Source organism: Bradyrhizobium stylosanthis (assembly GCF_001641335.1).
Classification (GTDB): domain Bacteria; phylum Pseudomonadota; class Alphaproteobacteria; order Rhizobiales; family Xanthobacteraceae; genus Bradyrhizobium; species Bradyrhizobium stylosanthis.
In genome coordinates this window covers 334,336-354,602 of the sequence record NZ_LVEM01000004.1, presented here as the reverse complement: position 1 = coordinate 354,602, position 20,267 = coordinate 334,336, and the positions used below count along the sequence as shown (strand labels likewise).

18 protein-coding genes are annotated in these 20,267 nt (G+C 64.4%); 14 read left to right on the top strand and 4 right to left on the bottom strand.

Translation table 11 applies throughout. The annotated features are described in order from the left end of the window. Window positions 1–3 precede the first annotated feature (3 nt). From A7X65_RS28110 to A7X65_RS43635, 3 genes are all read left to right on the top strand, one after another. Window positions 4–921: an intradiol ring-cleavage dioxygenase gene (locus A7X65_RS28110; protein ID WP_063691392.1), complete on the top strand. Its 918-nt coding sequence runs from the start codon at window positions 4–6 to the stop codon at window positions 919–921. A gap of 361 nt (window positions 922–1,282) precedes the next feature. Continuing rightward, window positions 1,283–1,429, top strand: a complete 147-nt coding sequence (locus A7X65_RS42820) for a hypothetical protein (protein WP_167358293.1) — start codon at window positions 1,283–1,285, stop codon at window positions 1,427–1,429. Window positions 1,430–2,096: 667 nt separating this feature from the next. Then, window positions 2,097–2,219, top strand: a complete 123-nt coding sequence (locus A7X65_RS43635) for a hypothetical protein (protein WP_283806179.1) — start codon at window positions 2,097–2,099, stop codon at window positions 2,217–2,219. A gap of 53 nt (window positions 2,220–2,272) precedes the next feature. Here the strand turns inward: A7X65_RS43635 and A7X65_RS28105 are convergent, their stop codons facing one another. The 3 genes from A7X65_RS28105 to A7X65_RS42115 all read right to left on the bottom strand — a co-directional run bounded on the left by A7X65_RS28105 (window position 2,273) and on the right by A7X65_RS42115 (window position 5,185). Beyond that, entirely contained in the window at window positions 2,273–4,003 is a 1,731-nt protein-coding gene (locus tag A7X65_RS28105) for a bifunctional protein-serine/threonine kinase/phosphatase (RefSeq protein ID WP_208608630.1), read from the bottom strand. A gap of 66 nt (window positions 4,004–4,069) precedes the next feature. Further along, window positions 4,070–4,909, bottom strand: a complete 840-nt coding sequence (locus A7X65_RS28100) for a formate/nitrite transporter family protein (RefSeq protein WP_063691391.1) — start codon at window positions 4,907–4,909, stop codon at window positions 4,070–4,072. 78 nt (window positions 4,910–4,987) lie between these two features. After that, a complete protein-coding gene (locus A7X65_RS42115) occupies window positions 4,988–5,185 on the bottom strand; it encodes a hypothetical protein (RefSeq protein ID WP_156528165.1) in 198 nt (65 codons plus the stop codon). Window positions 5,186–5,584: 399 nt separating this feature from the next. On the opposite strand from A7X65_RS42115, the gene A7X65_RS28095 reads away from it, so the two are divergent. From A7X65_RS28095 to A7X65_RS28045, 11 genes are all read left to right on the top strand, one after another. Next, the gene (locus tag A7X65_RS28095; protein WP_063691390.1) at window positions 5,585–6,901 is read left to right on the top strand and encodes a CmpA/NrtA family ABC transporter substrate-binding protein; all 1,317 of its coding nucleotides are present in this window, start codon (window positions 5,585–5,587) and stop codon (window positions 6,899–6,901) included. A 60-nt stretch (window positions 6,902–6,961) separates the two neighbouring features. Then, window positions 6,962–7,858, top strand: a complete 897-nt coding sequence (gene ntrB, locus A7X65_RS28090; protein ID WP_063691388.1) for a nitrate ABC transporter permease — start codon at window positions 6,962–6,964, stop codon at window positions 7,856–7,858. Window positions 7,859–7,871: 13 nt separating this feature from the next. After that, on the top strand, window positions 7,872–8,666 hold the full coding sequence (locus A7X65_RS28085) for an ABC transporter ATP-binding protein (protein WP_063691386.1): 795 nt from the start codon (window positions 7,872–7,874) through the stop codon (window positions 8,664–8,666). Between the two features lie 338 nt (window positions 8,667–9,004). Continuing rightward, entirely contained in the window at window positions 9,005–10,384 is a 1,380-nt protein-coding gene (locus tag A7X65_RS28080; RefSeq protein WP_063691385.1) for an MFS transporter, read from the top strand. A 121-nt stretch (window positions 10,385–10,505) separates the two neighbouring features. Then, window positions 10,506–10,934: a globin family protein gene (locus A7X65_RS28075; protein ID WP_063692548.1), complete on the top strand. Its 429-nt coding sequence runs from the start codon at window positions 10,506–10,508 to the stop codon at window positions 10,932–10,934. Between the two features lie 10 nt (window positions 10,935–10,944). After that, complete coding sequence (locus A7X65_RS28070; RefSeq protein ID WP_082885087.1) at window positions 10,945–12,162, top strand: NAD(P)/FAD-dependent oxidoreductase; 1,218 nt, start codon at window positions 10,945–10,947, stop codon at window positions 12,160–12,162. Window position 12,163: 1 nt separating this feature from the next. Then, window positions 12,164–14,869, top strand: a complete 2,706-nt coding sequence (locus tag A7X65_RS28065) for a nitrate reductase (protein WP_063691381.1) — start codon at window positions 12,164–12,166, stop codon at window positions 14,867–14,869. A 258-nt stretch (window positions 14,870–15,127) separates the two neighbouring features. Continuing rightward, complete coding sequence (locus tag A7X65_RS28060) at window positions 15,128–16,024, top strand: SMP-30/gluconolactonase/LRE family protein (protein ID WP_063691379.1); 897 nt, start codon at window positions 15,128–15,130, stop codon at window positions 16,022–16,024. Window positions 16,025–16,032: 8 nt separating this feature from the next. Then, window positions 16,033–16,872 carry an aldo/keto reductase gene (locus A7X65_RS28055; RefSeq protein ID WP_063691376.1) on the top strand — a complete coding sequence of 280 codons (840 nt, stop codon included), beginning with the start codon at window positions 16,033–16,035 and terminating at the stop codon, window positions 16,870–16,872. Between the two features lie 187 nt (window positions 16,873–17,059). Further along, on the top strand, window positions 17,060–18,004 hold the full coding sequence (locus A7X65_RS28050) for a DMT family transporter (RefSeq protein ID WP_063691372.1): 945 nt from the start codon (window positions 17,060–17,062) through the stop codon (window positions 18,002–18,004). A gap of 58 nt (window positions 18,005–18,062) precedes the next feature. Further along, on the top strand, window positions 18,063–19,142 hold the full coding sequence (locus tag A7X65_RS28045) for a zinc-binding dehydrogenase (protein WP_063691371.1): 1,080 nt from the start codon (window positions 18,063–18,065) through the stop codon (window positions 19,140–19,142). A gap of 159 nt (window positions 19,143–19,301) precedes the next feature. Here A7X65_RS28045 and ppk2 read toward each other — a convergent pair whose 3' ends face one another. Further along, entirely contained in the window at window positions 19,302–20,222 is a 921-nt protein-coding gene (ppk2, locus tag A7X65_RS28040; RefSeq protein ID WP_063691370.1) for a polyphosphate kinase 2, read from the bottom strand. Window positions 20,223–20,267 lie beyond the last annotated feature (45 nt).

Below are 20,267 nucleotides of genomic sequence, written 5' to 3'. Positions count from 1 at the left end.
ACCATGACCCAGTTCAACGAGACCGACCTCACCGAAGCTGTCGTCAACAGCTTCGATCAGACCCCGAACCCCCGCGCAAAATTCCTGCTGCAGGAATTAGTGAAGTCGCTGCACGATTACGTGAGCAAGACCGGTCTCACCTTCGAGGAATGGGAATACGCCATCGATTTCCTGACCCGCACCGGCCAGAAATGCACCGACACCCGGCAGGAGTTCATCCTGCTGTCCGATGTGCTCGGCGTCTCCATGCTGGTCGACGCGGTCAATCACCGCGACCGCGACGGCGCCACCCAGACCACGGTGCTCGGCCCCTTCTACGTCGGCGAGCACAAGGTGACCCCGCATGGCACCGACATCTCGCCGAACAATCTCACGGGCGAGCGCATGTTCGTGCAGAGCCGCGTCACGGATCTGCAAGGCAAGCCGCTGGCGGGCGTGCCCGTCGACGTCTGGCATGCCGACGACGACGGTTTCTACGATTCACAGAAGGCGAACTACGACGAGGTCGGCGCCTCGGCGCGGGCGCGCTTCATCACCGACAGCGACGGCCGCTTCTTCTTCCGTACCATCCTCCCATGCAGCTATCCGATCCCGACCGATGGCCCCGTCGGCGAGATGATCCTGCAGACCAATCGCCACCCGATGCGGCCCGCGCATGTGCACTTCCTGGTCAATGCCAAGGGCTATGAGCCGCTGATCACCCACGTCTTCATGGATGGCGACAAATATCTCGATTCCGACGTCGTGTTCGGCGTCAAGGACGACCTCGTCGCCAAGGTCGAGTCGCGCAACGATCCTGCGATGCCCGACGGCAGCAAGGCGAAAGGGCAGTGGCACCTGATGACCTACGAATTCCATCTCAAGCCCGGCGGCGGCATGGCGCCGAAGCCGCTGGGGACGAAGGCGGCGGAGCCCGCCTGACGACGCCTGGGATGGCCGGCAGTCCAGGCGCGTCCGGCGTCCGCTGTGCTTCTGACAGCGGCGCAATCACGGAGCTCGGTGAATTTCCTGCCAGCGACCAGACCGACACCTGGTCGGCTGATCCGGATTCACCAGCCCAAATCTACCTAGGTATGGCCACTGCATACCTGCGCGCGATGGCGCCGACGAGGTGCTTGGTGCTACCGATACATCCAGAGTAAAAAGCAACGGAACCGGCCCTGCGAGCCGGCAGTTGCAGGACAAGGCCGGCGGCGTAGTGCCCGCCGGCCCTTCTCCCGATCCAGCGGCGCTTTGCCGCTCAACTGATGATTACCGCCATGGTTGGTGCAGGGAGTACGCCATGAGAAACATCGCCGATCTTCTGATGCGGTTCTGGCAGCCGGCCCCCGCGTCCGAGACTCAGGTTGCGACTACGGCTAACAACCCAGATCGATCCAGCATGGCAGATTTTGTCCGGATCCTGCAGGCCTACGATCAAGCCGAGTAGGGCAGGAATTAGGGGCGACCGCGTTGTCCGTGATACCCGGCCGTTCAGCGGCACTCGCGTCGATCGGGACGGACTGCTTGTAGTGACCGCACCGCTCGACCGGGCCCGTCAGCGGGAAGGGATCTGAAGGCCCGGACCTGATCTTGCGCGACGCACAATGCGTTGCACGATCATCGATCGCGATTGGGAACCCATTCCTCCGCGGTACCGTCCCAATGATGGGTGTCGTCGAACTGTTTCCAGAGTGGCCGACTTGGGTTGGTTTCAGCGTTCTGTTGGCTTGTATTCGACGCGCGGGGTCGGACGATCAACGCTCCAGCCATCATCACCCATTCGCGCGCGCTATATCGGGAGTTCCATTTGATTGCCGCGAACATTGGATGCCTCCTTCAAAAAAGAAGCCTTCGCCACATTAGCCCGGCCAAGAACACAGGGATGTAAACCACTTCACAGTCAGTCGGCATCTTCGACATGGCCGCGGGCGATCTCACTGCGCGACGGCCACACCTACGTTCGCTCGATATGGCGGCGTCCGGCCCAGGTCACGCTGCCGCGCGATCAAAACGCACGCGGCGAAACGTAGCATTGTACTTATACGCGAAGGCGCGTCCTTTTGACAGAGTGTATGTTGGCGCTGGTGGGCTGTGCGCTCGATAGAGGTCAGCGCATGCTTGAGCTTTGGAACAGCTGGTACGACACCCTGGCCTCGGTGGAGGCGCTTGCCACCGTCATCGTCATTGTCGTGGTGGCTGCAGGCGCCATTACGCTGGCGGAGAGCCGGCGGCGATAAACGGGTCCGACAAAGATTGATTTAGGAGACCCTGACGCTTCCGCCCTTAGGTCCTAGCGCGCGTGCAATAGCGCCAGCAGCACCACGACCGCGCAGGCGAGCGCCGCCGATGTCAGTTTCCAGAACATCAGCGGGCTGCGCTCCAACAGGGGCGTGATCCGGGTATTGAGATAGGCCGGATTGGGCGAGCGCAGCTCGAAGACGAACTCGGAGAGGTCTTCGTGCCGCTTGTAGGGATCAGGATGCAGTGCGCGCCTCAGAGCGCCATCGACCCAGGCGGGCACGTTGCGGTCGTCGTCGGCCGGGCGGTATTGGAGCCGTCGCACATCCGACTTGCGCCTTATCCTCGCGACCTGGGCGCCATAGGGAAGTCTGCCCGTCAGCATCTGGTAGCAAATCACGGCTAGCGAAAACATGTCGGAGTGCGGCGTGCCGCCGTTGCCGAGGAAGTACTCCGGCGCCGTATATTGGACCGTTCCGAGGATTTCGTCGGCCTCGCCCTGCGGCACGGCCTCCGCGACGCCGGCCACCCTGACCGAGCCGAAGTCGATGATCTTCGCGGTGCCGGTCTTGTCGATCAGGATGTTGTCGGGCCTGAGGTCCTGATGCAGCATCTCCATGCGGTGGAAGGCACGTAGGCCCGCTGCGATCTGCTCGATGATCCCGCGCACCGTTTCGAGATCGGGGCGCGGATTGTCGGTCATCCACTGCCGCAACGTCTGCCCCTCGACGAATTCGGTCGCGACGTAGAGGTAGCTGCGTCGCCGCGACTGCGACAGCGGCTTGAGCACATGCGGGCTGTCGATCCGGCGGGCGATCCATTCCTCCATCAGGAAGCGCTTAAGATAGGCCGCGTTGTCGCGCAGATCGATCGAGGGAAGCTTGAGCGCGACTGGTGCCTCGGTCTCGGCATCGACGGCAAGGTAGATATGGCTGCGGCTGCTGCCGTGGATTTCCCTGACGATCCGGTAACCGTCGAACATCGCGCGCGGCTCGGGCAGTGGAGGCAGTGGTAGCTCGGAGGTCTGATTGAAGAGGTCTGAGGGCTCGCGCTGGGGCACCGCATCGATGCGCAGGATCTGCACGGTGATGTTGTCGTCGCTGCCGCGCCGGTAGGCTTCCTCGACGATCGCCTGTGCCGCGTCGTCGAGCTCGGCCGCATGCTCGTTGATCACTCCCGTGATGAAGCGCGCATCGACGAATTCGTAGGCGCCGTCCGTTGCCAGCAGGAAGATGTCGCCGGCCTGGACCTCGACGGTCTGGTAGTCGATCTCGAGCTGCGGATTGATGCCGAGCGCGCGGCCGAGATAGGTCTGCTCGGACGAGACGATGATGCGGTGATCTTCGGTCAGCTGCTCCAGCGTCTTGCCGGCGACGCGGTAGATGCGGCAGTCGCCGACATGGAAGATGTGCGCGGTCGCCGCCTTGATGACCATGGCGCTGAGGGTGCAGACATAGCCCTTGTCGCGGTCATAGGCGTATTGGCTCTTGCGCGTCTGCGCGTGCAGCCAGGAATTGGTGGCATTGAGCACGCGGCGGGCGGAGGTCTTCACCGTCCAGGATTCCGACGTGCAGTAATAGTCCATCAGGAAGCTCTTGACCGCCGACTCGCTGGCGATCTGGCTCACCGTGCTGCTGGAGATGCCGTCGGCGAGGACGGCAGCGATGCCCTTGAGGCCGAGCAGCGGCTCCTCGGGAATGAGGACGCCGTGAAAATCCTGGTTGAGGGGCTTGCGCCCCTTGTCGGAGTGCTGGCCGACCGAGATCAGGAGTCCGCGGGACATCGTCACCACCAGGAGAGGGGAGCCTCACCCTGCTCGGGCGAAGCTCCCCTGTCGAGACGTATTCGATCAGGCGGCGACGCGGGGCTTTGCAGCCTTGTCGACCTGACGCTTCGGCAGAGTCAGGACGTGCGTGGCGTAGAGCGTCATGCCGGTGAAGGCGAGGCCGCCGACGAGGTTGCCGAGCACGGTCGGGATCTCGTTCCAGATCAGATAGTCCATGATCGAGAACTTGGCGTGCAGCATCAGGCCCGACGGGAACAGGAACATGTTCACGACGGAATGTTCGAACACCATGTAGAAGAACACCAGGATCGGCATCCACATCGCGATGACCTTGCCGGGGACCGAGGTCGAGATCATGGCACCGACGACGCCGGTGGAAACCATCCAGTTGCAGAGCATGCCGCGCATGAACAACGTCGCCATGCCGGCTGCGCCGTGCGCGGCGTAGCCCAGCGTTCGGCCCTCGCCGATATTGCCGATGGCCGCGCCGACCTTGTCGGGCGCCTGCGTGAAGCCGAAGGTCGTGACGAAGGCCATCATGAACGCCACGGTGAAGGCGCCGGCGAAGTTGCCGAGGAAGACGAGGCCCCAGTTGCGCAGCACGCCGCTAAAGGTGACGCCCGGGCGCTTGTCGATCAGGGCGAGCGGGGAGAGCACGAACACGCCTGTCAGAAGGTCGAAGCCCAGCAGATAGAGCATGACGAAGCCGACCGGAAACAGCAGCGCGCCGACCAGCGGCTGGCCCGTGTTGACGTTGATGGTGACGGCAAACCAGGCCGCCAGCGCCAGGATGGCACCGGCCATATAGGCCCGGATGATCGTATCCCGGGTGGACATGAAGATCTTGGACTCGCCTGCATCCACCATCTTGGTGACGAATTCCGAAGGCGCGAGATACGACATCAATGGTTCCTTTGCTTCGTAAGTGAGATCGACACGCCCGTGAGAGCGCGGCTGAACGTTTTGGGCCGTGCGGACGGCCTAGCCGCGCACGAGGGTTATGGAGGTCTGGAAGCCCTTGGGAATCGCGTCACGAGAACTGAGCCGGAAGGGGCCGCGAAGCAGATCGGCTTCCAAAATGCAGCCGGCGGAGGCTGCAACAATGCGGCGAACCGCAGTCTTCGTTGACACCAATAGAGAAGCAAGTTGCGTGCCGCCGAAACGCGTGAGAAAAATCAAGTTATATCAATGTGATGCGTCTCTCGTGACTCGTGGCCCGTGGTGCTTGGCGGCCTTCTGCTTGAGCGGTTGCACAAGGTTTGTGCGCCGCACAAGGATTGGGCAGTGCGCAAATTTCGCAAGCGCGGCAGCCCTGCGGCAGGATAGCGCGGGTCTGCTAAGTCGCTAATTCTATTTGTGATTTTGCATCGCAGCGCTTGGCACGATGCTTGAATAGTTCCAAGCCGACGCCATTGAAGCCGTCCCGCGAGACTTCTCATCCGATTTGCTGACGCCACCAGACGGGGGTCTCCCCCGTCGTGCGTTCGCATGCGCCAAGGACGGCGCCGCCGGACGGACGGGCTGCTCGTGTGCACTGACGCCATCAATTCTGCAACGACGCAAAGGACGACACTAGACATGACCAAGCGCACCCGCAGGCCCTCGGACATTGGGCTCAGCCGCCGTCAATTGTTGAAGGCCGCAGGCTCGACCGCCGCTCTTCTCGCCGCCGCCAAGCTCAATTTCCCCGCCGGCGCCTTCGCGCAGGATGCAGGCCCCGAGGTCAAGGGCGCCAAGCTCGGCTTCATCGCGCTCTCCGATGCCGGCCCGCTCTTCGTCGCCAAGGACAAGGGCCTGTTCGCGAAGTATGGCGTGCCCGATGTCGACGTGCAGAAGCAGGCCTCCTGGGGTACCACGCGCGACAATCTCGTGCTCGGCTCGGAGGGCAACGGTATCGACGGCGCGCATATCCTCACGCCGATGCCGTACCTGATCTCGGCCGGCAAGGTGACGCAGAACAACCAGCCGACGCCGATGTACATCCTGGCGCGGCTCAACCTCGATGCGCAGTGCATCTCGGTCGCCAAGGAATATGCCGACCTCAAGCTCGGCACCGACGCGGCGCCGTTCAAGGCGGCGCTGGAGAAGAAGAAGGCTTCCGGCAAGTCGGTCAAGGCCGCGATGACCTTCCCCGGCGGCACGCATGATCTGTGGATCCGCTACTGGCTCGCCGCCGGCGGCATCGATCCCGACAAGGACATCGAGACCATCGTGGTGCCGCCGCCGCAGATGGTGGCGAACATGAAGGTCGGCACCATGGACTGCTTCTGCGTCGGCGAGCCCTGGAATCTTCAGCTCGTCCACCAGGACATCGGCTACACCGCGGTCAATACCGGCGAGATCTGGAACAAGCATCCGGAGAAATCCTTCGGCATGCGCGCAGCCTTCGTCGACAAATATCCCAAGGCGACCAAGGCGATCCTGATGGCGGTGCTCGAGGCCCAGCAATGGGCCGACAAGGCCGAGAACAAGCAGGAACTCGCCACCATCATGGCTAAGCGGCAGTGGATCAACTGTCCGGTCGAGGACGTCTACGACCGCACTGCCGGCAAGTTCGACTACGGCAACGGCAAGGTGGTCGAGAACTCGCCGCACATCATGAAGTACTGGCGCGACTTCGCCTCCTATCCGTTCCAGAGCCACGACCTCTGGTTCCTCACGGAAGACATCCGCTGGGGCAAGTACGAGGCGAATTTCGACACCAAGGCGCTGATCGCCAAGGTCAACCGCGAGGACATGTGGCGCGATGCGGCCAAGACGCTCGGCGTAGCTGCGGCGGACATTCCGGCTTCGACCTCGCGCGGCAAGGAGACCTTCTTCGACGGCAAGGTGTTCGATCCCGAAAATCCGGCTGCCTATCTGAAGTCGCTCGCGATCAAGCGCGTCGAAGTCTGATGGAGCCAGCGGCCGCCGCGAGGCGGCCGCATCGTCTTTTGCAGCCGGAGAGATATTGCGATGAATATGACTGCCACGAAGATTGAGGTCGAGACCGCGGCGCCCGCAGCCGTTGCCGCGCCGGTCGTCGCGATGACACTGAGGCGCCCGCCGCGCAGCGAGACCTACGCCCGCATGGCAAGGGAGACGGCGGTGCGCGTCATCCCGCCGCTGGTCGTGATCGCGCTGCTGACGCTGGTGTGGGAGCTGGTCTGCCGGCGAGCCGGCTCGGCGCTGCCGCCGCCGTCAAAAGTGTTCAAGGACACCAAGGAGCTGATCCTCGACCCGTTCTTCGACCATGGCGGCATCGACAAGGGCCTGTTCTGGCATCTTTCCGCCAGTCTCCAGCGCGTCGCGCTCGGCTATTCGCTGTCTGCGATCGCCGGCATCGCGCTCGGCGTGCTGGTCGGGCAGTCGGTCTGGGCGATGCGCGGGCTCGATCCGTTGTTCCAGGTGCTGCGCACGATTCCGCCGCTGGCCTGGTTGCCGCTGTCGCTCGCCGCGTTCCGCGACGGCCAGCCTTCGGCGATCTTCGTCATCTTCATCACCTCGATCTGGCCGATCATCATCAACACCGCGGTCGGCATCCGCAACATCCCGCAGGATTATCGCAACGTCGCGGCGGTGGTGCAGCTCAACCCGCTCGAGTTCTTCTCCAAGATCATGATCCCGGCGGCCGCGCCCTACATCTTCACCGGCCTTCGCATCGGCATCGGCCTGTCCTGGCTCGCCATCGTCGCGGCCGAAATGCTGATCGGCGGCGTCGGCATCGGCTTCTTCATCTGGGACGCCTGGAACTCCTCGCATATCAGCGAGATCATCCTGGCGCTGTTCTATGTCGGCATTGTCGGCTTCGTGCTGGACCGCCTGATCGCGGGCCTCGGCAAGGTCGTCACCCGCGGCACCGCGACAAGCTAAGGAGAAGGGACACATGACCGCCTATCTGAAGCTCGATCACATCGACAAGATATTCACCCGCGGCGCTGCGAGCACCGAGGTGCTGAAGGACATCAACCTGACGATCGAGAAGGGGCAGTACGTCTCGATCATCGGCCATTCCGGTTGCGGCAAGTCGACCCTGCTCAACATCATCGCGGGGCTGACTACCGCCACGACCGGGGGCGTGCTGCTGGAGAACCGCGAGGTCAACTCGCCGGGACCCGATCGCGCCGTGGTGTTCCAGAACCACAGCCTGCTGCCCTGGCTCACCGTCTACGAAAACGTCAGGCTCGGCGTCGACAAGGTCTTCGCCAGGACCAAGACGAAGGCCGAGCGCGACGCTTGGGTGATGCACAATCTCAACCTGGTGCAGATGGCCCATGCCAGGGACAAGCGCCCGTCGGAAATCTCCGGCGGCATGAAGCAGCGTGTCGGCATCGCCCGGGCTTTGGCGATGGAGCCGAAGGTGCTGCTGCTGGATGAGCCGTTCGGTGCGCTCGACGCGCTGACGCGGGCGCATCTGCAGGACTCGGTGATGGCGCTGCATCAGAAGCTCGGCAACACCATCCTGATGATCACCCACGACGTCGACGAGGCCGTGCTGTTGTCCGACCGCATCGTGATGATGACGAACGGGCCGAGCGCGCGCATCGGCGAGGTGCTGGAAGTTCCGCTCGCAAGGCCGCGCAAGCGGCTCGAGCTCGCGACAAACGCGACGTACTTGAAGTGTCGCCAGCGCGTGCTCGAATTCCTGTACGAGCGTCATCGCTTCGTCGAGGCTGCGTAACGCAATCGTTAACGCGCGGAAACACCGCGCCTAATTTGAAATCATCAAGCTCAATCCTTGTGCGCCGCACAGGGATTGAGCGAATCGCAAAATTTGCGTGCGAAATACGCGTGCAAAAATTTCGGTCAATTCGAATAAGCTGCTGAATTCCCTGTATTTCCCGATTCCAGGCAGTTGGCACGGAAGTTGAATTACCTTGTCCGACGCCAACGACGACGTCCCTCAACATCATCAATCAGCATCGTGAACTCGCCACCGGGGAGAAGCCCCGGAGCGTGCCTCCGTGATCGGAGGCTGAGCCTGCAACGACGCAGCGGTGAGCCTGGAAGGGATACTCAATGACGAAGAATCCTACTTGGATTTCAGACTGGCGCCCCGAGGACGAGGCGTTCTGGAATGCGGGCGGCAAGACAATCGCCCGGCGTAACCTGATCTGGTCGATCGTTGCCGAGCATATCGGCTTCTCGGTGTGGCTGATCTGGAGCATCGTCACCACCAAGCTGCCGCAGGCGGGCTTCCAATACACAACCGACCAGCTGTTTCAGCTCGTCGCTGTGCCGGGGCTCATCGGCGCCTTCATGCGCTTTCCCTATACCTTCGCGGTCACGACCTTCGGCGGCCGCAACTGGACCATTTTCAGCGCGGCGATCCTGTTCATCCCGACGCTGTCGCTGGCGTATTTCGTCAGCCATCCCGACACGCCCTTCTGGCTGATGCTGCTGGTCGCTTCGACCGCCGGTCTCGGCGGCGGCAATTTCGCCTCCAGCATGACCAACATCTCCTTCTTCTTCCCGGACAGGATGAAGGGCTGGGCGCTCGGCCTCAATGCGGCCGGCGGCAATATCGGCGTCTCCAGCGTGCAGCTGCTGACCCCGATCCTGATGACGCTCGCCGTGATCAACCTGTTCCAGGCAACGCCCGTCGACGGCATCTTCCTGCAGAATGCCGGCCTGATGTGGGTGCTGCCGATCGGGATCGCGGTGTTCGGTGCGGTGTTCTTCATGAACAACCTGACCACGGCCAAGTCGTCGATCAGGAACCAGCTCGCGGTGGTCAAGCGCAGGCACACCTGGATCATGGCGTACCTCTACATCGGCACGTTCGGATCCTTCATCGGCTACTCGGCGGCATTCCCGCTGCTGCTCAAGACGCAGTTCCCGTCGGTGACGATCTCGATCGCGTTCCTCGGTCCGCTGGTCGGATCGCTGTCGCGGCCGTTCGGCGGCTGGCTCGCCGACAGGATCGGCGGCTCGGTCATCACCTTCTGGAATTTCATCGTGATGGCGGCGGCGACAGTCGGCGTGCTCTACTTCGTCGGGCACAAGGACTTCACCGGCTTCCTGTCGATGTTCCTGATCCTGTTCGTGACGACGGGCATCGGCAACGGCTCGACCTACCGCATGATCCCCTCGATCTTCCGTGAGCAGAATCTGGCCAAGGTACGCGGCCAGGGCGATGCGGCGCGCGCGGTCGCGCTGAAGACCGCGAGCATCGAGAGCGGCGCCGCGGTCGGCTTCATCGGCGCGATCGGCGCCGTCGGTGGCTATCTGATCCCGAGCGGGTTCGGCAAGTCGATCGCCCTGACCGGCGGGCCGTCGCTCGCGCTCGCGATCTATCTCGTCTTCTACGCCTCCTGCCTCGGCCTGACCTGGTGGTTCTACCTGCGTCGCAGTCCGCAGGGTGAGGGCGCCGCAGGCCTCGCCGAAGCGCGGGTCTGAACTTGGTACGAATCTCGCTTCTCCCCGTACGCGGGGAGAAGACTCTCTGATGACGTTTGACCCATGAACCTTGTTCGCAACGGCGCGCACCAAGGCAAACCGAAACAGACAGGAGACCATCATGACGCCCGAACAAGTGACCCTCATCCAGCAGAGCTTTTCCAAGGTCGCTCCGATCTCGGAAACCGCTGCGGTGCTGTTCTACGATCGCCTGTTCGAGGTGGCGCCGTCCGTGCGCGCGATGTTTCCTGAAGACATGACCGAGCAGCGCAAGAAGCTGATGGGCATGCTCGCCGCCGTGGTCGGCGGTCTGTCGAACCTCGAGACGATTCTTCCTGCGGCCTCGGCGCTGGCCAAGCGTCACGTCGCTTATGGCGCCAAGGCCGAGCACTACCCCGTGGTCGGCGCGACCTTGCTGTGGACCCTGGAGAAGGGTCTTGGCGAGGCCTGGACGCCCGAACTCGCCACCGCCTGGACCGACGCCTACGGCGTGCTGTCCGGCTACATGATGTCCGAGGCCTACGGCGCACAGCCGCAGGCCGCCGAATAGGAGATGCCTTGTGAGTGAACCGCTCGTCATCGTCGGTAACGGTATGGCGGCCGCGCGTCTCGTCGACGAGCTCGCCAAGACCGCACTCGGCCGCTACGCGGTCGCCGTGATCGGCGAGGAGCCGCGGCTCGCTTACAATCGCGTCCTGCTGTCATCCGTGCTGGCCGGGGAGACCGGCTCGCACGAGATCGAGCTGCGGCCGGCCGACTGGTGGCGCCATCGCGGCGTCACCGTGCGCTACGGCTACCGCGTCACCGAGATCGACACCGGGCGCCGCGAGCTCAAGATCGCGGGCGAGGAGAGCATGGAATATTCCAAGCTCGTGCTCGCCACGGGCTCGACGCCGCTGCGGCTCAACGTGCCAGGCGCGGACCTTGCCGGCGTGCACACGTTTCGCGATACGCGCGACGTCGATTTGCTGCTGACGCTCGCCGCCGCGAAGAAGCGCGTCGTCGTGGTCGGCGGCGGCCTGCTTGGGCTTGAAGCCGCCTACGGCCTCGCCAAGGCCGGCGCGCCCGTCACCCTGCTGCATCTGATGGACCGGCTGATGGAGCGCCAGCTCGATCTTCCGGCCGCCGACCTCTTGAAGACGCTGGTCGAGCGCAAGGGCGTCCGCATCCTGCTCAACGCCTCGACCGCCCGCATCCATGGCGAGGGCCATGTCGAGGCCGTCGAGCTTGCCGACGGCAGCCGCATCGAGGCCGATGCGGTGATCTTCGCCGCCGGCATCAGGCCGAACGTCGCGCTGGCGAAGGAGGCGGGGATCGCGGTCAACCGTGGCGTGGTCGTCAACGACGTGATGCAGACCTCCTCGTCCGACATCTTCGCGCTCGGCGAATGCGCCGAGCATCGCGGCACCTGCTATGGCCTGGTCGAGCCCGCCTATGAGCAGGCGCGCGTGCTGGCGCGGCATCTCGCCGGCCGGCCCGCCGCCTATCAGGGCAGCGTGGTCTCGACCAATCTGAAGGTCTCCGGCGTCAGCGTGTTCTCGGCCGGCGACTTCATGGGCGGCGAGGGCAGCGAGAGCCTCGTGCTGTCGGACCGCAGGCGTGGCACCTACAAGAAGCTCGTCATCGCCGACGGCCGGCTCACCGGCGCCGTGCTGATCGGTGATACGATCGACGCGCTCTGGTATCTTGAGCTGATCCGCAATCGCGACAAGGTCGCGGCCATCCGCACCGACATGATGTTCGGCCGCGTGCTCGCGCAGGCTTCGAAAGCGGCTTGATATGACGGCGATCGATCCCACGCTCCGCGCGACCCGAACGGCCTGCCCCTATTGCGGCGTCGGCTGCGGCGTGCTGTCGACGCCCGACGGCAAGGGCGGCGCGGCGATTGCCGGCGATCCCGACCATCCCGCCAATTTCGGCCGGCTGTGCTCGAAGGGCTCCGCGCTCGGCGAGACCGTTGGGCTCGAGAGCCGGCTGCTCTATCCCATGATCCGCTGCAAGGGCGTGCTGGAGCGTGTCGCCTGGAGCGATGCGCTCGACCATGTCGCCCATCGCATGCAGCACATCGTGGCGCGCGACGGCGCCGACGCGGTCGCCTTCTATCTCTCCGGCCAGCTCCTGACCGAGGACTATTACGTCGCCAACAAGCTGATGAAGGGTTTTGTCGGCACGGCCAATGTCGACACCAATTCGCGGCTCTGCATGTCGTCCTCGGTCGCCGGCCACCGCCGCGCCTTCGGCGCAGACACCGTGCCGGGCTGCTACGAGGATCTCGACCAGGCCGACCTGCTGGTTTTCGTAGGCTCGAACGCGGCCTGGTGCCATCCGGTGTTGTTCCAGCGTATGCTGAAGAACCGCGCCGAGCGCGGCGCGCGCATGATCGTGATCGATCCGCGCCGCACCGACACCGCGAGCGACGTCGATCTGTTCCTGGGCCTCAAGCCCGGCACCGACACCGCCTTGTTCTCCGGCCTGTTCGTGCATCTCGCCGACAATGGCGCGCTGGACCAGGACTACATCGCGCAGAACACGTCGGGGTTCGAGGATGCGCTGGCGCGCTCGCGCAATATCGCCGGCAGCGTCACCGCGACCGCGCTGGCGACCGGGCTGTCCGAACAGGACGTCGCGACCTTCTTCAAGATGTTCCGCGACACCGAGAAGGTCGTCACGCTCTACTCGCAGGGTGTCAACCAGTCGGCGCAGGGCACCGACAAGGTCAACGCGATCCTCAACTGCCATCTCGCCACGGGCCGCATCGGCAAGCCCGGCGCCTCGCCGTTCTCGCTCACCGGCCAGCCCAATGCGATGGGCGGCCGCGAGGTCGGCGGCCTCGCCAACATGCTCGCCGCCCATATGGGTTTCACACCGCCCGACATCGACCGCGTGCGCCGGTTCTGGAAGGCGCCGCGCATCGCGACCCATGAAGGCCTGAAGGCGGTTCAGCTGTTCGAGGCCATCAACCGCGGCGAGGTCAAGGCGCTGTGGGTGATGGGCACCAACCCCGCGGTGTCGCTGCCCGATGCGGATTTCGTGCGTGAGGCGCTGAAGAAGCTCGAACTGTTCGTGGTCTCCGAGAACGTGCTCTCCAACGACACCGTCGAGGCCGGCCCGCATGTGCTGCTGCCCGCGCTCGCCTGGGGCGAGAAGTCGGGCACCGTGACCAATTCCGAGCGCCGCATCTCGCGCCAGCGCTCGTTCCTGCCGGCGCCGGGCGAGGCGCGCCCCGATTGGTGGATCCTGAGCGAGACCGCCAAGCGGCTCGGCTTCGGCGACAGTTTCAACTACAAATCCGCGGCCGAGATCTTCCGTGAGCATGCAGCGCTCTCGGCCTTCGAGAACGACGGCAGCCGCGATTTCGACATCGGCGCGCTAACCTCGCTGTCGGACGATGCTTTCGACGCCTTGAAGCCGGTGCAGTGGCCGGTGCGCGAAGGCGCGACGCCCGGCGAACGCTTCTTCGCGCAAGGCGGCTTCTTCACCAACGACGGCAAGGGCCGCTTCATTGCGCCGGAGGTGCCGACGCTGCGCAGCGAGACCGGACCGTCGCGCCCGCTCAGGCTCAACACCGGCCGCATCCGCGACCAGTGGCACACGATGACGCGCACCGGCCTCAGCCAGCGGCTGGGCGCGCATCTGCCGGAGCCGTTCGTCGAGATCCATCCCGATGACGCCGGCAAATACGGCATCGCCCATGACGGCTATGCCCGCATCACCACCGATTACGGCCAGTGCATCCTGAAGGCCGTCGTCAGCGAGCGGCAGCAGCGCGGCACGCTGTTCGTGCCGATCCACTGGAGCGCGATGAATGCCTCGCACGGCCGCGTCGGCGCGCTGGTGCAATCCTTCACCGATCCGTTCTCGGGCCAGCCGGAATCCAAGGCCACGCCGGCCGCGATCGCGCCTTATGAGTTCGTCTTCCGCGGCTTCGCGCTGTCGCGCAAGGAGCTCGATCTGCCGCAGAACCTGTTGTGGACCCGCGTCACGGTGGCCGGCGGCTTCGGCTATCTCTTCGCCGACAACGCGGACCTTGCCCGCTGGCCGGCCTGGCTCGAGACCGTCGCCGGCGAGGACGTTGCCGAGTACCGCGATTTCGGTGGCGGGGTTTATCGTGCCGCGTCGTTCGCGGGCGACCGCATCGAGACCTGCCTGTTCGTCGGCCCCGCGCACGATGCCGGCGACTGGGAGGTCGTGAAGAGCCTGTTCGTCGCCGATCAGGTCACCGACGACCAGCGCCGCATGCTGTTGTCGGGCAAGTCCAGCGAGGGCGCTGCTGCAACCGGCCCGATCGTCTGCGCCTGCTTCGGCGTCGGCCGCGGCACCATCTGCGACACCATCGCGGCCGGCGCGCGTACCGCCGCCGAGATCGGCGCAAAGCTCAAGGCCGGCACCAATTGCGGCTCCTGCATCCCCGAGCTGAAGCGCCTGATCGCGACGACGGAAGCGGCGCCCGTGAAGCCGGCGAAGGTCGCGGGAGTGGCGGGGTAGGAAGTCCTCGCCGTTGTCGTCCCGGCGCAGGCCGGGACCCATACCGCGGAATCTATCGATCGCGGACGGTAACTGTCCCGAACGGCGAGCCTTCGCCAAACGTCTCCCTGTGGTTATGGGCCCGGCCTGCGCCGGGACGACGGTGTGTGCGGCACAACCCGTTGTTCTCAGCGCTGCCATACCTCGCGAGCATTCGACGCGCCGTTGATTGTGTCCTATGCTCCCAATCCCGCCCCCTCAACAATCATAAAAACAATGATGTACCTGGAAACGCCGCCGCGCCTGATCGAGACCAAGCTTTTCTCCGCCATGCCCGACAGGTTCCGCCGCAAGGGCGAGCGGACCGATTGGGCGGACGCCAACCGTCCGGGCGTGCCGACGGACAGCTTCATCGAAGGGCCGTCGTTCGACGGCGACGGCAATCTCTACATCGTCGACATTCCCTTCGGTCGCATCTTCCGGATCGCGCCCGGCGGCGAATGGTCGCTCGTGATCGAATATGAGGGCTGGCCGAACGGGCTGAAGATCGCAGCCGACGGCCGCATCCTGGTTGCCGACTACATGCACGGCATCATGGAGCTCGACGCGAAGGCCGGGAAGATCAAGCCCATCCTGACCGCGCGCAATTCGGAGTCCTTCCGCGGCTGCAACGATCTGCATCTCGCCTCCAATGGCGATATCTTCTTCACCGACCAGGGCCAGACCGGCCTGCACGACCCGAGCGGGCGCGTCTATCGTCTCACGCCCAATGGCCGGCTGGATTGCTTGATCGACACCGGCATCAGCCCGAACGGCCTGGTGCTCGACCCCAGCGAAACCGTGCTGTTCGTCGCGATGACGCGCGACAATGCGGTGTGGCGGCTGCCGTTCATGAAGGACGGCAGCGTGTCCAAGGTCGGTCGCTTTTGCTCGCTGTTCGGCACCTCGGGGCCTGACGGCATGACCATGGATGCGAAGGGGCGCCTGTTCGTCGGCCACGCCTCGCTCGGCCATGTCTTCGTGTTCGCGCCGAACGGGGAACTGATCGCGCGGATCAAGTCGTGCGCGGGCGCGAACTGCACCAATGTCGCCATCGGTGGCGCGAAGAAGGATCAGCTCTATATCACGGAGTCTGCGACCGGCAGCGTGCTGGTCGCCGATATCAGCGGACTGTGAGCTTTGACATGAACAGCAAGCCCTTCGGCAAGACCGGCGCCAGCGTCTCCATCATCGGGCAGGGCACCTGGTATCTCGATCACGGCGATCGCAAGCGGGCGATCGCGGCGCTTCAGCGCGGGCTCGATCTCGGCATGACCCACATCGATACCGCCGAGATGTACGGCGATGCCGAGCTCGTCATTGCCGACGCGATCGCGGGCCGGCGCGACGAGGTGTTCCTGGTCTCGAAAGTGTTGCCGAGCAACGCCTCGCGCCGTGGCACCATCACTGCTTGCGAACGCTCGCTGAAGCGGCTGAAGACGGATCGTCTCGATTGCTATCTGCTGCACTGGCGCGGGTCGTATGATCTCGAAGATACCGTCGCCGCGTTCGAGGAATTGGTGACATCAGGCAAGATCAAATCCTGGGGCGTCTCGAACTTCGACGTGGATGATCTCGACGAAATCCTGGCCGTGTCCGGCAAGGGCAAGATCGCCTGCAATCAAGTGCTCTATCACCTGAGGGAACGCGCGATCGAGCATGCGGTGATCCCGTGGTGCGAGAAGCATGATGTCGCCGTCGTCGCGTACTCGCCGTTCGGGCACGACGATTTCCCGGATGAGCGCAGCAAGGGCGGCGCAGTGCTCGCGCGCATTGCTGATGCGCGTCGCGCGACGCCGCGTCAGGTCGCCCTGAGCTTCCTCACCCGTGCAACTACGGTGTTCACGATCCCAAAGGCGTCATCCGCGGAACATGCCGCCGAAAATGCGGCTGCCGGCGATCTCGTGCTGACGAAAGAGGAGATTTCGGCGCTTGATGCGGCGTTTCCGCGCGGTCCGAAGCCGCGCGGTTTGCCCATGCTGTAGTGCACAAACCCCTATTATTAATGGAGTATTGACGCGCGCGGACCTGAGCGCATATCGGCATCCTGTTTTCGGAAGTTGTGAAAGCGGCGCTTTTGTCGTTTTTTACACTCGTTCCCGAATCGTATTTTCCCAGGTTCCAGCCGTGACGCCGCCCCCCGCCGTAGCCGCAAGGCTCGACAGTATTCCCATGCCTGCCGTGCCGGAGAAGAAGCAGGAGGCTCGTCGTGCGCCTGCGCGCGTCGATCATCCCTTCAAGGGCATCGCGCTGGTTCTGCTGTCGACGATCTTCCTCGGCTGCTCCGACGTCACCTCGAAATATCTGTCGTCGAGCCTGCCGTCGATCGAGATTACCTGGATCCGCATGGCCACCTTCGCGCTGATGTTCACGCCGGTGATGCTGCCGGGCTCGCCGCTGCATGCGATGCGTACCGAACGTCTCGGCCTGCAACTGATGCGCGGCACGGCGTTGCTCGGCTCTTCGCTGTTCTTCATCACGGGCTTGAGCTTTCTCCCCATTGCGGAAGCCTCCGCCACCGGCTTCGTCTCGCCGCTGTTCGTCACGGCGCTCTCGATCATCTTTCTGAGCGAGAAGGTCGGCATGCGCCGCTGGATCGCGACCGCAATCGGCCTGATCGGCGTGATCATCATCATTCGTCCCGGCTCGAGCGCGTTTCACGTTGCCGCGTTCTTTCCGATCGTCTCTGCGTTCTGCTGGGCTGCGGCGTTGATCATGACGCGCATGATGAGCGGTCGCGAAGCCGTGGTGACCACCATGGCTTACTCCGCGCTCACGGGCTTTGCGATCATGAGCCTGATGGTGCCGTTCGTCTGGGTGACGCCGAGCTGGAGCGCGATCGGGTTCGGCATCCTGATCGGTGTTGCCTCGACTGTCGGCCAGTGGATCGTCGTGCTCGCTTATCGCTACGGCGATGCCTCGGTGCTGGCGCCGTTCTCCTACACGCAATTGCTGTGGGTCAGCATTCTGGGCTTCTTCATCTTCGGCGAGTTGCCGGATATCTGGACCATCACGGGCGCCGCCTTCATCGTCGCCAGCGGTCTCTATATTGCCCATCGCGAGCGCGTCCGCCGCGCCCAGCTGCTGGTGCTGGAAGAGCGTTCCCCGAACCCCTGACGCAAGTTCGCGCGTCCTGCTTCTGCTATGACCGGCCCCAACAACAGGGGAGAGCCGGATGCGCGCTGCGATTTTCAGGAACGGTGAGATTGTCGTCGATCGGATCGCCGAGCCGAAGCCCGGCCCCGGCCAGGTTCTGGTCAAGACGCTCGCCTGCGGCATCTGCGGCTCCGATCTGCACGCGCGCCAGCACGCGCCCCGCATGGTCGAGATGGCGAAGAAGGTCGGGCGGAAGCCGATGGACCTCAGCCGCGACGTCGTGTTCGGCCACGAGTTCTGTTGCGAGGTCGTCGAATTCGGCCCCGGTACGTCGCGGAAGCTCAAGCCGGGAACGCACGTTTGCTCTTTGCCGGCCCTGGTGACGCCGCAGGGCATCGAAGGCATCGGCTATTCCAACGAGAATGTCGGCGGCTACGCCGAGGCGATGCTGCTCAGCGAAGCGCTGTTGCTCGAAGTCCCGAACGGCCTGGCGCCGGAGCACGCCGCGCTGACCGAGCCGCTCGCGGTCGGTGTTCACGCCGTGGCCAAGGCCAACATCCGGGGCGGCGAGGTGCCGCTCGTGATCGGCTGCGGCCCGGTCGGGCTCGCGGTGATCGCGGCGCTGAAGATCAGGGGTCTGCATCCGATCGTCGCCGCCGACTATTCGCCGGCGCGGCGCGCGCTCGCGGCAAAGCTCGGCGCCGACATCGTCGTCGATCCCAGGGTGTCGCAGCCCTACGCCACTTGGGCCGAGCACGCGCAGATGTCGGAGGCCGAGAAGGCCGCGCGGCCGCCGCTGCAGGCGATGCTGCCGGCGCTCAAGCCCGCGATCATCTTCGAATGCGTCGGCGTGCCCGGCTTGCTGCAGCAGGTGTTCGAAGGTGCGCCGCGCGATGCGCGCATCGTCGTGGTCGGCGTCTGCATGGAGACCGACCGGAGCGAGCCCATGCTCGGCATCATGAAGGAGCTGAACGTCCAGTACGTGCTCGGCTACACGCCGGACGAATTCGCGGCCTCGCTGCGCCTGATTGCGGAAGGGCAGGTGGATGCGGCGGCGATGGTGACCGCGGAAGTCGGCATCGACGGCGTCGCAAAGGCGTTCGCCGATCTCGCCAATCCCGAAGCGCACACCAAGATCATCGTGCAGCCATGGCGGTGATGATTGCTGCGTAGGGTGGGTTAGCCCTGCGGCTGCGCGAAGCGCGGTCCGCATGGCGTAACCCACCACTTCTCTTTCGGCAGACGACAGAAGAGGTGGGTTACGCCGCCCAGTTGCGCTTCGCGCAACTGCTCGTCTAACCCACCCTACGAGACGTCCTCAATACTTCGACGGCACGTACATCTCCGCCGGGACCGGGCCGCGGTGATAGTCCGGGTTGCGCACGCGCGCCGGCAGCACCACCGGGGTCCGCCCCACCTCCTGGTACGGGATCTGGGTCAAGAGATGCGAGATGCAGTTGAGCCGGGCGCGCTTCTTGTCCACGGCATCGACGATCCACCATGGGCTGTCCGGCAGGTGGGTGTGCTCGAGCATGGTCTCCTTGGCCTTGGTATAGGCCTCCCAGCGGCTGCGGGCCTCGACGTCCATCGGGCTCAGCTTCCACTGCTTGAGCGGATCCTTGATGCGCATCGTGAAGCGGAACTGCTGCTCGTCGTCGGTGATCGAGAACCAGTACTTGACCAGGATGATGCCCGAGCGGATCAGCATGCGCTCGAACTCCGGCACCGTCTTGAAGAACTCCTGGTAGTCCTCCTCGGTGCAGAAGCCCATCACCCGCTCGACGCCGGCGCGGTTGTACCAGCTGCGGTCGAACAGGACGATCTCGCCGCCAGCGGGCAGATGCGAGACATAGCGCTGGAAGTACCATTGCGTGCGCTCGCGCTCGCTCGGCGCGGGCAGGGCGGCGACGCGGCAGATGCGGGGATTGAGGCGCTGGGTGATGCGCTTGATGACGCCGCCCTTGCCGGCGGAGTCGCGGCCCTCGAACAGCACGACGACCTTCTTCTTCTCGGCTTGTACCCAGTCCTGCAGTTTGACCAGCTCGCCCTGGAGGCGGAGCAGCWCACGGAAATAGAGTTTGCGGTCGACCGCCGGGCCGGCGGCGTCGGTCTCGTCCAGGAGCTCGTCGAGACGGGCGTCATCGAGCTCCAGCTCCAGCTCCTCGTCGAGATCGTCGGTCATCTCCCGGATGATGCGCTCGCGTTTGGCCATTTCGGGGGTGCGGTCGGATGCAGTCATGAGTCTCTCTCTCGGGCCAAGGACGGCTGTCGCCCCGACCATCAA

What these genes read in the sequence shown, in the direction of transcription:
- A7X65_RS28110 (WP_063691392.1), top strand. Translation starts at nt 4, where the DNA reads ATGACCCAGTTCAACGAGACCGACCTCACCGAAGCTGTCGTCAACAGC.
- A7X65_RS42820 (WP_167358293.1), top strand. Translation starts at nt 1,283, where the DNA reads ATGAGAAACATCGCCGATCTTCTGATGCGGTTCTGGCAGCCGGCCCCC.
- A7X65_RS43635 (WP_283806179.1), top strand. Translation starts at nt 2,097, where the DNA reads ATGCTTGAGCTTTGGAACAGCTGGTACGACACCCTGGCCTCGGTGGAG.
- A7X65_RS28105 (WP_208608630.1), bottom strand. Translation starts at nt 4,003, where the DNA reads ATGTCCCGCGGACTCCTGATCTCGGTCGGCCAGCACTCCGACAAGGGG.
- A7X65_RS28100 (WP_063691391.1), bottom strand. Translation starts at nt 4,909, where the DNA reads ATGTCGTATCTCGCGCCTTCGGAATTCGTCACCAAGATGGTGGATGCA.
- A7X65_RS28095 (WP_063691390.1), top strand. Translation starts at nt 5,585, where the DNA reads ATGACCAAGCGCACCCGCAGGCCCTCGGACATTGGGCTCAGCCGCCGT.
- ntrB (WP_063691388.1), top strand. Translation starts at nt 6,962, where the DNA reads ATGAATATGACTGCCACGAAGATTGAGGTCGAGACCGCGGCGCCCGCA.
- A7X65_RS28085 (WP_063691386.1), top strand. Translation starts at nt 7,872, where the DNA reads ATGACCGCCTATCTGAAGCTCGATCACATCGACAAGATATTCACCCGC.
- A7X65_RS28080 (WP_063691385.1), top strand. Translation starts at nt 9,005, where the DNA reads ATGACGAAGAATCCTACTTGGATTTCAGACTGGCGCCCCGAGGACGAG.
- A7X65_RS28075 (WP_063692548.1), top strand. Translation starts at nt 10,506, where the DNA reads ATGACGCCCGAACAAGTGACCCTCATCCAGCAGAGCTTTTCCAAGGTC.
- A7X65_RS28065 (WP_063691381.1), top strand. Translation starts at nt 12,164, where the DNA reads ATGACGGCGATCGATCCCACGCTCCGCGCGACCCGAACGGCCTGCCCC.
- A7X65_RS28060 (WP_063691379.1), top strand. Translation starts at nt 15,128, where the DNA reads ATGTACCTGGAAACGCCGCCGCGCCTGATCGAGACCAAGCTTTTCTCC.
- A7X65_RS28055 (WP_063691376.1), top strand. Translation starts at nt 16,033, where the DNA reads ATGAACAGCAAGCCCTTCGGCAAGACCGGCGCCAGCGTCTCCATCATC.
- A7X65_RS28050 (WP_063691372.1), top strand. Translation starts at nt 17,060, where the DNA reads ATGCCTGCCGTGCCGGAGAAGAAGCAGGAGGCTCGTCGTGCGCCTGCG.
- A7X65_RS28045 (WP_063691371.1), top strand. Translation starts at nt 18,063, where the DNA reads ATGCGCGCTGCGATTTTCAGGAACGGTGAGATTGTCGTCGATCGGATC.